Below are 12,408 nucleotides of genomic sequence, written 5' to 3'. Positions count from 1 at the left end.
GAAGCTCGATGCTAAAACAAAAAAGACGATCTCCAATACGGAATCGTCTTTTTTCTTTAGTAAATTATCAATAATTAAACCTCTTTTTTATTCAGATTGCTTTTATGGTAAGAGTAAGAGAAGTAAATTACCAATCCTAATCCCAGCCACAATAAAAATCTCAGCCAATTGGTATAACCTAATTCTGTCATGAGATATAAGCAACTTAACATCCCCAAAACAGGAATTAGAGATAAGTTTTTAGTAAATGACAGCACAGACATGATTATTGCTGCCAGAATGAATAAGAAATAAGGTAGTTTATCTTTGTAAACATGCCAATCACCATTATATTCAAATAAGGCAAAAATATCATTTCTAAAGGTAATGAATAGCGCAATAAATAAGGCTGGGACTATTAATTTTGAATTAATATAAGGAATTCTGAAACGTTTATGCTTTGATTCTTCGGCATCTTCTTTGGGAAGTAAAAGCACCCCTGCACATACCAAAACAAAGGCAAATAGGGTTCCAATGCTAGTTAAATCAGTTACCTCTGTTAAATTCATAAACAAGGCTGGAATAGCCACAACGGCACCGGTTACAAGTGTTGCAAACCAAGGTGTTTTATATTTTGGGTGAATGCTTGAGAATTTTTTAGGTAATAAACCATCGCGACTCATTGCCATCCAGATACGAGGTTGCCCCATTTGGAAAATCAACAATACACTCGCTGTAGCAATAACTGCGCTAATGGAAATGATATAACTGATGTTTTCTAGACCTACATTTTGGAATACAAAAGCTAATGGATCTTCCACTTGCAATTCTTTATAACTTACCATTCCTGTTAAGACTAATGCCACTAGGATATAGAGTACTGTACAGATAATGAGGGAGTAAATCATCCCTTTTGGAAGATCGCGTTGTGGGTTTTTACATTCTTCGGCTGTGGTTGAGATGGCATCGAAACCGATATAGGCAAAAAATACTCCAGAAACACCTTTCATCATACCTGCAAATCCATTTGGCATAAAAGGATCCCAATTGGCAGGTTTTACATAGAAAAATCCTAATAGAATAACAGCAATAACAACTCCTACTTTAAGAATTACCATGGCATTTGTTGCTCTTTTAGTCTCTTTGATTCCAATATAAACGAGGTAAGTAATGAAAAAGACAATGGCAAGTGCAGGAATATCAGCGATGAACTTAAAACTTCCACTACCAGGAGCATCTGCCCAAGCTTGAACCGCAAATCTTGCTTTTTCACTCATCCCGCTGAGGTTTGATCCCGCTGCCACAAATTCTGCATGGGCTTTTGAAGCCGACAAATAATCCATGGTTAAGTAGGCCGGAATATGAATGTTAAATCCTTTAAGTAAATTTGTAAAATATTCACTCCATGATATCGCTACAGCGATATTTCCAATGGCATATTCCATTAAAAGATCCCAGCCAATAATCCAGGCAATAAGTTCGCCGAAGGATGCATAAGCATAGGTATAGGCACTACCAGCAACCGGAATTCTAGATGCAAACTCTGCATAGCAAAGCGCAGAAAAGCCACAGGTTATAGCCGTAACAATGAATAAAATACTAACTCCTGGTCCGCCCTGAAAGGCCGCATTACCAATTGTAGAGAAAATTCCCGCCCCAATTACAGCGGCAATACCCATTAAAGTAAGATCCTTTACGTTAAGAACCCGTTTTAATCCATCTGCTTCAGTTTCTGCATCCGAAAAACCGGCTTTACGGTCTCTCATGATTAGCTCAATAGATTTTTTGCGAAACAGGTTTAATGCCATAATTTATTGAAATTGTTCGTTTAGAGAACCAAACATAAAAAATATTTTTTTGGAATGTACATTCTGAGAAATATTGATTGATGGATTCTTCTTTTATTTTGTTTGATTTATCTTTATTCTAACTTTTTAAGCTCAGATTTTACAAAATCGGCTAATTCTTTTACATAATCTGCACTAAAATTAAATTCAATTCCTGCAGTTTCGTAAATTTCTTTTATCGTTTTGGTATAACCTAATTTTAAGGCATCTAAATACATGGAAAGTCCTTTAGCAGGATCTTCTTTATAGTTTTTCCAAACAGCAATAGCTCCAAGTTGAGCGATTCCATATTCTATATAGTAAAATGGGACCTCAAAAATATGGAGTTGTTTTTGCCATAGGTTTTCGAGAGCTTCGGGATGTTCAGACCAATCGCTAAAATTTTTGCCGAAGGTTTCAAATATATTTGTCCATGCTTGCTCGCGTTCTTCATTACTATGCTCTGGATGGGTATAAATCCAATGCTGGAACTGATCAACCACGGCAACCCAAGGAAGTGTTTTTAACACATCTTTTAATTGATCTTTCTTTGCTCTTTTTAAATCCTCAGGCTTTTCGAAATAAACATCCCAATTATCCATAGAGATTAACTCCATACTCATTGAAGCTAATTCTGCAACCTCAGAAGGCGTATGTTTAAAATCATTTAACTCAAGATCAGCAGTTATAAAAGTATGAATGGCATGGCCGCCCTCATGCACCATGGTGGTTAAATCGCGGAAAGTACCTGCAGAATTCATGAAAATAAAAGGAGCTCCACTTTCTGCCAATGGATAATTATATCCACCTGGTGCTTTTCCTTTACGGCTATCTACATCGAAAAAGCCATTTGCTTTCATTATTTCGAGTCTTTCGCCAATATATTGACTCAATCCTTGGAAACATTTAATTGATTTATCAATCAGTTCATCGCCATTTTTAAATGGTTTTAGAGCAGCCTTACCGGATGTGTCAACCTCCATATCCCAAGGCTTTAAGCTGCTTAATCCTAAGGCTTGTCGCCGATTTTCAGCTTGCTCCTTTAAAATTGGAACAATTTCTTTTTCAATAGCTTCATGAAAATTAAAGCAATCTTTGGGATTATAATCGAAGCGGCCTAAAGCCTGAAACATATAATCTCTAAAATTTTCGAAGCCAGCATTGAGCGCGACTTGGTGACGCAGCTTTAGTAAACTGTTGAATAATTCATCCAATTGGACCTTATCTTTCAACCTGCGGGCTGTAATGGCCTCCCATGCCGATTGTCGCACCGATCTATCCGTATCTTTTAAGAAAACAGCAGCTTGTTCTAATGTGTACTCTTGATTATTAAGTGTTACAGACATGGAGCCCGTAATTCCTTGATATTTTTGCTGCTCTACTTGGATTTGTGTCAGAAGGGGAATGTTTTCCTCCCTAAATAATTCAAGGGCTTTTTTTATCCCACGAGTATAAACAAAGTACTTTTTTTGATCTAATTCGGCAGTATGCGCGCAATTAATGAATTTCTTATTCAACTCATTGTTAATTGGAGCAATTTTAGGCTCAATTTCAGTTGCAAAGTATTGGAAATCATTTAATAGTTTTTCATCGGTTGTATCGCAGGTCATGCGGATGTACCTCCAAGCAAAATCTTCTTCTAAAGCTGCCTCAAGTTCACTCCGGTCTAATAGCCATTGCTCAAGCTCGGTTACAGACTGGATATTTCTTGTCTGTAATTCATTGAATATGGGTTCAAGACTATCCCAATCAATTGTTAGGCCATCAGGGATATAGTTTCTTGTTTTTTTGGAAATCTTTAGATCGTTCATATTAAAATTGATTACGAAGGTAAGTGTCTAATAAAAAGAAGCTTGCAAAAATCACAGATGCAATGCCATTGCTTGTAAAAAATGCACGGTCTACTTTCGAAAGGTCGTTAGGTTTAACCAAGCTGTGTTGATAAATTAATAAAAGGGCAAAAAACAATACTCCAGCAAGGTAAAACCATGATAAATTTGAATTGAAATAGGGTAGGGCTACAAATACAACCGCAAGAACATGAAGAATAGATGAGACCTTTAAGGCTTTTTCTTTGCCTAGCCATGCGGGGATGGAGTTTAGATTATTTTTACGGTCAAACTCCTCATCCTGAAGTGCATAAATGATGTCAAACCCACTTACCCAACACAAAACTGCAAGAGAAAAATAAATGGGTAGCATAGCAAATTCGCCTGCAACAACTAAATAAGCTCCGATTGGTGCCAGTGCGAGTCCTAAACCTAATACAAGGTGGCATAATGGTGTAAATCGTTTGGTATAACTATAGCCAAGTACTACTGCAAGTGCTACGGGCGACAAATAAAAGCAGATTTTGTTTATGAATAGTGTTGTAAGAATAAAAAGTATGCTATTAATAATGGTAAAAATCAGGGCTTCATTTGGTTTAATTTTTCCAGATGGGATATCGCGAATAGCAGTTCTAGGATTTTGAGCATCAATGTCTTTATCCAAGTAGCGATTATAAGCCATGGCTGCATTTCGTGCAAAAACCATGCATAATACCATCAAAAGGAGTTTTAACCAGTTAAATTCCTGCTCAGTACTAGAAATAGCAAGAAAAAACCCAATAAATGCAAATGGCATCGCAAAAATGGTATGTGCAAACAATACTAAAGAAAAATATTTTTTCATCAACAATTCAGTGTTTAATTGATCTGGAAGGCAAAATTAATGAATTGATTTGGGCTTTTTAAAGCTTTTAACGGGTAAAGGACTTATTTAAATCGCTAATAAAACTTAATATTTCATCACGTCCTTGTTGAGTTTCTGAGGAAGTGACATAGTGTGTAGGAACCTCTTCAAATATCTCTAAGAGTGATTTTCTGAATTTTGCTACACTTTGATCTGTCTTAACTTTGGATTGCTTGTCGGATTTTGTAAAAATTATCTGAAAAGGTAATCCATTCTCGCCAAGCCAAGAACAAAATTCAATATCAATTTTTTGAGGATCTAGTCGGCTATCAACCAAAACAAATACGCATTGCAAATTTTCTCTGTTTCTGAGGTAATAACTTATGAATTTTTGCCATTCACCACGATTACTTCTAGAGGTTTTTGCATAACCATATCCCGGAAGATCGACTAATTGCCAATTATCGTTAATTAAAAAATGATTAATTAATTGCGTTTTGCCGGGTGTTTGGGATGTTTTTGCAAGGCCTTTTTTCTGGACAAGCATATTTATTAGGGAAGATTTTCCTACGTTTGAGCGGCCAATAAAGGCATATTCCGGTAATTCAGGAGGTGGTAACTTATCTGTCCTAGTATTACTGCATTGAAATTCTGCGCTTTTTATGATCATAGTGCAAAGTTAGAATAATGAAGCAATGTTTAAAGTCTGAAGCTGTAATTCAATCGTTTGCAGGTCATTTTTATTTGTTTTCTTCCGAAAAGGTATAATAGCTTTATTATCTCAAGCTTGAATCCATTATCTTTGTGCATGTCTAAAACTGTACGGCCTTATCAGGATTCTGATGCTACTAAAAAAGAGCAAGTAGCAAGCATGTTCAATAATATTTCAGGAACTTATGATTTTCTGAACCATTTTTTGTCTCTAGGAATCGATATGATCTGGAGAAAAATAGCCATTAAAGAGCTTTTAACAAACAAACCTGCATTGATTCTTGATGTAGCTACGGGGACTGGTGATTTGGCTTTTGAGGCAATAAAAACACTTAATCCTGAAAAAATAATTGGGGTTGATATTTCGGATGGCATGCTCAGTATCGCTAGAGATAAAATCAAAAAGCGTAAAATGCATGAAAAGTTTGAGGTTCGTTTAGGCGATTCTGAGAAGTTATTATTTGATAATGATACTTTTGATGCGGTGACAGTTGCTTTTGGAGTTCGAAATTTTGAAAATTTAGAAAAGGGCTTAAGCGATATGCTACGGGTATTGAAGCCGGGAGGTAAAGTAGTAATTCTTGAATTCTCAAAACCCAAGGTTTTTCCGGTGAAGCAGGCCTATAATTTCTATTTTAAATATGTTACGCCAACTATTGGGCGGATTTTTTCCAAAGATAGCAGCGCATATACTTATCTTCCAGAATCGGTAGCATCCTTTCCAGATGGAGAAAATTTCAATATGCTCATGCAGAAAGTTGGCTATCAAAATACCAAATTTCGTCCTTTAACGTTTGGTATCTGTTCAATTTATACGGGTGTTAAATGAAAATAAAGGTACTTTTTCTGTTTTTTTTCTTTCTTTCGTCTTTTAAATTATCTGCCCAAGAAGCATATGGAGGGGGAGTAGATTTACAAAGAGTGAATTTTGGATTCCATTTTAAATATGTATCATCTGAGTTTAAAATTCAGAAGTTATCTGAATGGCGAGATCTATTACCCAATCCTGTAAATCCATTAATTGCTAGTCCCCTTGTTAGCTTAAGCTCTACCCCCACACAGGGCTTTGGTTTAGGCTTTGTTTCTGATCTTAAATTAGGTACAAATGCGAATTTACGATTTACTCCAGGAATGATTTTTTCGGATGCTGTTGTAAATTATGAGTATGAAAACTCTGATTTTTCTACTCAGCGTATTGTTCAGGGCACAATGATTGACCTTCCCTTGGGTATAAAATTAAAATCCGACCGTAGAAGAAATTTTAGAGCCTACGTAATTGGTGGGGCTAAGTACAGTTTAGATATTATCTCTAAAAAGAAAAGAGATGACTCCAACTTAATTGCTGAAGCAAAATTTCTGAAAAACACTAAAAATAATCTTTGGTACGAAGTAGGTATCGGCTTTGATTTATATTTTGAATTCTTTAAAATGTCGCCTGAAATAAAATTCTCTCAGACAAGGAAAAGTGTTTTATTGGACTCAGATAGATTGGCGAACCCATATGTTGCTCCCATTGATAAGCTTTTTATAAGAAATATTCAGTTCAGTTTGTTTTTTGAATAGCTTTTGATGGAAATTGTTAATTTAGAATTTTAAATATTATGTCAAAAATAGCTTTAATCACTGGTGCAACTGCTGGAATCGGCGAGGCTTGTGCTCGTCTTTTTGCCGATAAAAAATATGATCTTATTCTCACGGGAAGAAGAACTGAGCGTTTAGACGCATTAGCTAGGCAGTTAGTGTCCGAATTTGGAATCCGTGTAAATACCATTACCATGGATGTTCAAATTAAGGAAGATGTAGCTAAGCTTGAAAGCTTAACGGATGATTGGAAAAAAGTAGATGTTTTGATCAATAATGCCGGTTTATCCCAAGGTTTAGATCCAATTAATTCAGGAAGCACAAGAGATTGGGAGATAATGATAGATACTAATATTAAGGGATTATTATTCGTCACCAAAATAGTTTCTAATTGGATGATAAAAAATGGATCGGGGCATATCATTAATATTGGGTCAATTGCAGGTAAAGAGACTTATCAAAATGGTAATGTTTATTGTGCAACTAAGCATGCGGTTGATTCATTGAATAAGGCTATGCGTATAGACCTTTTACCTTACAAAATTAAGGTAACAGCAATTCATCCTGGAGCAGTTGAGACTGAGTTTTCTGAAGTTAGGTTCCATGGCGATAAAGAACGTGCAAAGAAGGTTTATGAAGGTTTTGAACCCCTTCATGCGCAAGATATAGCAGAAACGATTTGGTTTGTAGCCTCTAGGCCACCACATGTAAATATCAACGATATGCTGGTTATGCCTACAGCACAAGCTAATACAGCACATCTATTGAGGGAATAATAACCGATTTTACATTTATACTACAATAATATCGGTAAATTTGTATATTATGTAGTCATGTAAATAGGATTGTGTAATTTTGAAAAAAAACTAACCAATTATTAAATCATTTATTTAATGTCTCTTCAACAAACAATTGATCAAGATATAAAGGCAGCGATGCTGAATAAGGACAGTGCTAAGCTTCGTGGATTAAGAGCCATTAAAGCGGCCTTATTGCTTGCAAAAACAGAAAAAGGTGCAGAAGAAGGGGTTTCTGAAGAAATGGAAATTAAAGTTCTTCAAAAGCTTGTAAAGCAACGTAAGGAGTCGGCAGATATTTATCAAGCGCAAAATCGTCCCGATCTCTTTGAAATCGAAAATGAGGAATTGCAGGTCATTGAGGCCTACCTTCCAAAGCAAATGGATCGTGATGCTATAATTTTCTATATTAAGGAGGTTGTAACCCGTACAGGAGCTACAAGTATGAAGGATATGGGCAGGGTAATGGGCTTGGTTAACAAGGAATTAGCAGGTAAAGCAGACGGAAAAACAATTTCTGAAGTTGTAAAAGAACTATTAGGTAATTAATTAAATTAAATCTGTTTTTAGTATAAAATTTAATTTTATGCAAAATTAAGATATAGACTTATATCTTAGCATCAAACATGTACTTAATAATTCTATGGAATTCTCGATAAAAGAAGAAAACGGGTTTAAATATATTGATGAGGGTGAGGGCGAAGTGCTAATACTACTTCATGGTTTGATGGGTGCACTTAGCAATTGGACCGATGTGGTTAATGAATTTAAGAAAGATTACCGCGTAATTATTCCATTATTACCATTGTATGACTTACCACTTATAAGCACAGGGGTTAAATCGCTGGCAAAATTTGTTCATAAATTTGTAAAATATAAAAAACTAAAGAATATCACCGTTTTAGGTAATTCATTGGGAGGACATGTAGGTTTAATTTATACCTTAAATCATCCAGAAGAGGTAAAATCTTTGGTTTTAACAGGAAGCTCAGGTTTGTACGAGAATGCTTTTGGCGGATCTTTTCCAAAAAGAGAGGATTATGATTTTATTAAAAGCAAAGTTGAATTTACCTTTTATGATCCGGCAATTGCAACAAAGGAACTTGTTGATGAAGTTTATAAAACGGTAAATGATAGGATTAAAGTAATTAAGATTTTGGCTATGGCCAAATCAGCGATTAGACATAATATGTCTAATGATATTCACAAAATTAAAGTCCCAGTCTGTTTAATTTGGGGTAAAGACGATAGAATTACACCACCGGAAGTGGCGGTAGAATTTAATCAACTTTTGCCTGATTCAGAACTAAATTGGGTTGAAAAATGCGGTCATGCTCCTATGATGGAAAGACCAATTGAATTTAATGCGTACTTAAAAAAGTTTTTGGATCGTATTTATTAAATTAATACTATGTATGCTCACGAACTCATATCTGTAGCTATTACACCAGTAAGGTCTTCTGATTCTATTCAGAACCTTATTGATAAGATGGCCGAGTTTCGTGTAAACCATATGCCTATAGTTGATAATAAGCAATATATGGGTCTTGTATCTGATCATGATATCCTTGAAGTTCATGATCATGCTCTTCCTGTAGCTGCGCTTAGTTTGTCTCTTTACAGTCCCTTTGTATATGAAGAGCAGCATATTTATGATGTAATTCGCCTTTTTTATGAACAAAAATTAAGTTTATTGCCTGTTCTTGATGCGAATAAAAATTACAAAGGAGTAATATCTATCAATACAATCATAGAGCATTTCGCTACCCTTACTTCTGCAAAGGAGCCCGGGGGAATAATTGTACTTGAGGTTGATAATAGAAACAATTCATTATCTCATATTGCCCAAATTGTAGAATCTGATAATGCCCAAATTTTAAGTTCTTTTGTTGAGTCATTCCCTGATTCTACAAGGCTTGAAATTACTCTAAAGCTGAATAGGACTGAAATATCATCTATTATCGCTTCTTTTTTAAGGTATAATTATGTGGTTAAGGCTACTTTTAACGATATCAAATCTCACGATGGTACATCCGATAGGTATGATCAGTTAATGAATTACCTCGATATTTAATAATTCAATATGAAGATTGCAATTTACGGCAGGCAATTCAATAACACTGTTTTACCACATGTTCAACAGATTTTCAATATCCTAGCAGATAATGATATTGAAGTCTATGTACATGATAAATACAATCAGTTTATCACAGGTAAAATACATTCAGCCCAAAAACTTCACCTGTATCAAAATTATCAAGATCTTATTTCATCTAAAGTCGATGTTATGATTAGTCTCGGTGGTGATGGTACATTACTCGATACAGTTACTCTCATTCGTGATTCAAATATTCCTGTAATTGGTATTAATTTTGGCAGATTAGGCTTTTTGGCGAGTATCAACAAAGATGAAATCGCTTCTGCGATTAAAAGTTTGATAAACAAGGAGTTTACATTAGACAAACGTGTACAGCTTTGCATTGAATCGGAACTCAATTTATTTGGCAATGAAAATTTCGCATTAAATGATGTTACTATTCATAAGCGAGATACTTCTGCAATGATGATTGTACATGCCTATTTGAATGGTGATTTTTTAAACTCCTACTGGGCAGATGGACTAATTGTGGCAACTCCAACGGGCTCTACTGCCTATTCTTTAAGTTGTGGCGGACCAATTGTTTTTCCTAGATCTGGCAATATGGTGGTGACCCCAATTTCGCCACATAATCTTAATGTTAGACCAATTGTTTTATCGGATACTAATGTGCTTTCCTTTGAAATAGAAGGTAGAAGTTCTAAATATCTACTTACATGTGATTCTAGAACTGAAGTAATTGATACTTCTATAAAAGTTAGTGTAAGAAAGGCCGACTTTGGAATCAATTTAATTAGGCTAAATAATGAAAATTATTTATCTACGTTAAGGAATAAATTACTTTGGGGAATTGATACCAGAAATTACTAATGCTAGCTTGTAATACATGCATAGATTGATATTTATTGTTTTCTTTTTTTTAATAAGCACTTCTGCATCAGCACAAACATGGGAAGTAGGTGCTTTTGTGGGTAGTTCCGGTTATATGGGAGATATAAATCCTATTCGGCCGCAAAAATTTACTGATTTTGCCCATGGAGCTCAGTTTAAAAGAAATTTTGACGGCTATTGGTCGGCAAAGCTTGCTTACATGAGTGGAAAGATTCAAGGTGATGATGCTAAATCAACAAATCCCTATCAAAGAGACCGGAATTTAAATTTTTATTCTAAGGTTTCAGAGTTATCTATGCAAGTTGAATTTAATTTCTTTAAATATTTGGCCGGAGATATGTATAGTTACGGGAATAAGAGATTTAGTCCCTATGTATTTACAGGTATAGCCACACTTTCTTTTGAACCCATGACTAAACATTCTGGTGAAGAGGTATCGCTTAGACTAGCAGAAACTGAAAACTATACCTATAAAAATAGGACTATTAGTATTCCTTATGGTTTGGGTGTAAAGTATAATATTGCAGGTAATTTTAATATTATAGGAGAAATTGGCTATCGTACGGCATTTACTGATTATTTGGATGATATTAGTGGTAGATATCCTGATTTTAGCGTTATACCTATTAAGACTCCGATATCTCAAGCATTGTCTGATCGATCATATTTCCCAAAAATTGGTGTTCCAGGAACGCAAAGAGGCGATTTTAGACCACGCGACACCTACATGTTTGCTGGAATAACTCTTAGCTTTACTTTTGTGCCGATTCAATGTCCTACTTTTTAATTTGAGATAATAAATTTAAAATAGAACGTTTTTTATGGATGGGTTTATTATTGTGGGAAAAATATTGTTCATTTACTAACTATCATTCTCTTTTAATTTCTTGTAGTGGAATAACATAATTTAGTCATAACTTTGCATTTCGAAATTTTGGAACAATTTTCTTTCAAGGCTTTTAATTTTTACAAATCAAATTGTTTTTGTTTTGTAAAATTATTCCATTTTTTACGTTAAAATGATTCGATGAGTTTACTTGATCAGATAGATAAAAACCGTTTGCCAAAGCATTTGGCAGTGATAATGGATGGAAATGGACGTTGGGCCAAGGAGAAGGGAAAGTTGCGTGTTTTTGGGCATCAAAATGGTGTTTTAGCTGTTCGCGATACCGTTGAGGGGGCTGTTCAGCTTGGAATTAAATATCTAACTCTTTATGCTTTTTCCACTGAAAATTGGAACCGTCCTAAGCTTGAAGTAATGGCTCTTATGGAATTATTGGTTTCTACTATTAGTAAGGAGACAAAAACATTAATGGAAAATGGTGTTCGATTAAATGCTATTGGGAATTTAAGTTCATTACCAGAAAGATGTTTTCGTCAACTACAAGAGGCAATCGAAAAAACCTCGGGAAATACCAATTGTACCTTAACATTAGCTTTAAGTTATAGCTCGAGGTGGGAAATTACCGAAGCAGCCAAGACGATTGCAATTAAGGTAAGGGATGGTGAATTAAACGCAGATGACATCACCGAAGAGCTTTTTTCGACTCATTTAAATACGGGAGACATGCCAGATCCTGAATTGATGATTCGAACTAGTGGTGAACACCGAATTAGTAATTATATGTTATGGCAAATAGCTTATTCTGAATTATATTTCACTTCAAAATTATGGCCTGATTTCAGGCGGGAGGACCTCTTTGAGGCTGTTATTGACTTTCAAAAACGTGAACGACGCTTTGGAATGATTAGTGAGCAGTTGAATTAATTTCACTTTTAACACTTTTTAACAAGCGATTAGCTTATTTTAGCACCGTTAAATACAACAAATGAACCGCATTCTAATATTATT

The 12,408-nt window shown here is 35.0% G+C and carries 13 protein-coding genes; 9 read left to right on the top strand and 4 right to left on the bottom strand.

From position 1 onward, the window contains the following. Positions 1-74: 74 nt before the first annotated feature. From QZ136_RS09450 to yihA, 4 genes are all read right to left on the bottom strand, one after another. On the bottom strand, positions 75-1,787 hold the full coding sequence (locus tag QZ136_RS09450; protein WP_291402781.1) for an amino acid permease: 1,713 nt from the start codon (positions 1,785-1,787) through the stop codon (positions 75-77). Between the two features lie 113 nt (positions 1,788-1,900). Continuing rightward, positions 1,901-3,616 carry a M3 family oligoendopeptidase gene (locus tag QZ136_RS09445; RefSeq protein WP_291402779.1) on the bottom strand — a complete coding sequence of 572 codons (1,716 nt, stop codon included), beginning with the start codon at positions 3,614-3,616 and terminating at the stop codon, positions 1,901-1,903. Position 3,617: 1 nt separating this feature from the next. Then, positions 3,618-4,478, bottom strand: a complete 861-nt coding sequence (locus QZ136_RS09440; protein ID WP_291402777.1) for a 4-hydroxybenzoate octaprenyltransferase — start codon at positions 4,476-4,478, stop codon at positions 3,618-3,620. A gap of 67 nt (positions 4,479-4,545) precedes the next feature. Then, on the bottom strand, positions 4,546-5,148 hold the full coding sequence (gene yihA, locus QZ136_RS09435) for a ribosome biogenesis GTP-binding protein YihA/YsxC (protein WP_291402775.1): 603 nt from the start codon (positions 5,146-5,148) through the stop codon (positions 4,546-4,548). 138 nt (positions 5,149-5,286) lie between these two features. Here yihA and ubiE point away from each other — a divergent pair, with 138 nt between their 5' ends. From ubiE to QZ136_RS09390, 9 genes are all read left to right on the top strand, one after another. Further along, positions 5,287-6,018, top strand: coding sequence for a bifunctional demethylmenaquinone methyltransferase/2-methoxy-6-polyprenyl-1,4-benzoquinol methylase UbiE (ubiE, locus tag QZ136_RS09430; RefSeq protein WP_291402773.1), 732 nt, complete (start codon positions 5,287-5,289; stop codon positions 6,016-6,018). Next, positions 6,015-6,752, top strand: a complete 738-nt coding sequence (locus tag QZ136_RS09425; protein ID WP_291402771.1) for an outer membrane beta-barrel protein — start codon at positions 6,015-6,017, stop codon at positions 6,750-6,752. The genes ubiE and QZ136_RS09425 overlap by 4 nt, the downstream gene beginning before the upstream one ends. A 38-nt stretch (positions 6,753-6,790) precedes the next feature. Beyond that, positions 6,791-7,546, top strand: coding sequence for an SDR family NAD(P)-dependent oxidoreductase (locus QZ136_RS09420; protein ID WP_291402770.1), 756 nt, complete (start codon positions 6,791-6,793; stop codon positions 7,544-7,546). A gap of 117 nt (positions 7,547-7,663) precedes the next feature. Then, on the top strand, positions 7,664-8,116 hold the full coding sequence (locus QZ136_RS09415; protein WP_291402768.1) for a GatB/YqeY domain-containing protein: 453 nt from the start codon (positions 7,664-7,666) through the stop codon (positions 8,114-8,116). A gap of 94 nt (positions 8,117-8,210) precedes the next feature. Beyond that, positions 8,211-8,969 carry an alpha/beta hydrolase gene (locus tag QZ136_RS09410; protein ID WP_291402766.1) on the top strand — a complete coding sequence of 253 codons (759 nt, stop codon included), beginning with the start codon at positions 8,211-8,213 and terminating at the stop codon, positions 8,967-8,969. A 9-nt stretch (positions 8,970-8,978) separates the two neighbouring features. Beyond that, a complete protein-coding gene (locus QZ136_RS09405; protein WP_291402764.1) occupies positions 8,979-9,641 on the top strand; it encodes a CBS domain-containing protein in 663 nt (220 codons plus the stop codon). A 9-nt stretch (positions 9,642-9,650) separates the two neighbouring features. Beyond that, a complete protein-coding gene (locus QZ136_RS09400) occupies positions 9,651-10,535 on the top strand; it encodes an NAD kinase (RefSeq protein WP_291402762.1) in 885 nt (294 codons plus the stop codon). 16 nt (positions 10,536-10,551) lie between these two features. Continuing rightward, positions 10,552-11,343: a DUF6089 family protein gene (locus QZ136_RS09395; protein ID WP_291402760.1), complete on the top strand. Its 792-nt coding sequence runs from the start codon at positions 10,552-10,554 to the stop codon at positions 11,341-11,343. Positions 11,344-11,583: 240 nt separating this feature from the next. Continuing rightward, complete coding sequence (locus QZ136_RS09390; RefSeq protein ID WP_291402757.1) at positions 11,584-12,324, top strand: isoprenyl transferase; 741 nt, start codon at positions 11,584-11,586, stop codon at positions 12,322-12,324. The last annotated feature ends 84 nt before the right edge of the window (positions 12,325-12,408 follow it).

The sequence above is a fragment of the Daejeonella sp. genome (assembly GCF_017495225.1).
In the GTDB taxonomy this organism is placed as follows: Bacteria; Bacteroidota; Bacteroidia; order Sphingobacteriales; family Sphingobacteriaceae; genus Daejeonella.
Note: the sequence above shows the minus strand (reverse complement) of the source record. Positions and strands in the feature narration are given on the sequence as shown.

Bases quoted from the DNA above. Each gene is read 5' to 3' on its own strand.
- QZ136_RS09450 (WP_291402781.1), bottom strand. From the start codon at position 1,787: ATGGCATTAAACCTGTTTCGCAAAAAATCTATTGAGCTAATCATGAGA.
- QZ136_RS09445 (WP_291402779.1), bottom strand. From the start codon at position 3,616: ATGAACGATCTAAAGATTTCCAAAAAAACAAGAAACTATATCCCTGAT.
- QZ136_RS09440 (WP_291402777.1), bottom strand. From the start codon at position 4,478: ATGAAAAAATATTTTTCTTTAGTATTGTTTGCACATACCATTTTTGCG.
- yihA (WP_291402775.1), bottom strand. From the start codon at position 5,148: ATGATCATAAAAAGCGCAGAATTTCAATGCAGTAATACTAGGACAGAT.
- ubiE (WP_291402773.1), top strand. From the start codon at position 5,287: ATGTCTAAAACTGTACGGCCTTATCAGGATTCTGATGCTACTAAAAAA.
- QZ136_RS09425 (WP_291402771.1), top strand. From the start codon at position 6,015: ATGAAAATAAAGGTACTTTTTCTGTTTTTTTTCTTTCTTTCGTCTTTT.
- QZ136_RS09420 (WP_291402770.1), top strand. From the start codon at position 6,791: ATGTCAAAAATAGCTTTAATCACTGGTGCAACTGCTGGAATCGGCGAG.
- QZ136_RS09415 (WP_291402768.1), top strand. From the start codon at position 7,664: ATGTCTCTTCAACAAACAATTGATCAAGATATAAAGGCAGCGATGCTG.
- QZ136_RS09410 (WP_291402766.1), top strand. From the start codon at position 8,211: ATGGAATTCTCGATAAAAGAAGAAAACGGGTTTAAATATATTGATGAG.
- QZ136_RS09405 (WP_291402764.1), top strand. From the start codon at position 8,979: ATGTATGCTCACGAACTCATATCTGTAGCTATTACACCAGTAAGGTCT.
- QZ136_RS09400 (WP_291402762.1), top strand. From the start codon at position 9,651: ATGAAGATTGCAATTTACGGCAGGCAATTCAATAACACTGTTTTACCA.
- QZ136_RS09395 (WP_291402760.1), top strand. From the start codon at position 10,552: ATGCATAGATTGATATTTATTGTTTTCTTTTTTTTAATAAGCACTTCT.
- QZ136_RS09390 (WP_291402757.1), top strand. From the start codon at position 11,584: ATGAGTTTACTTGATCAGATAGATAAAAACCGTTTGCCAAAGCATTTG.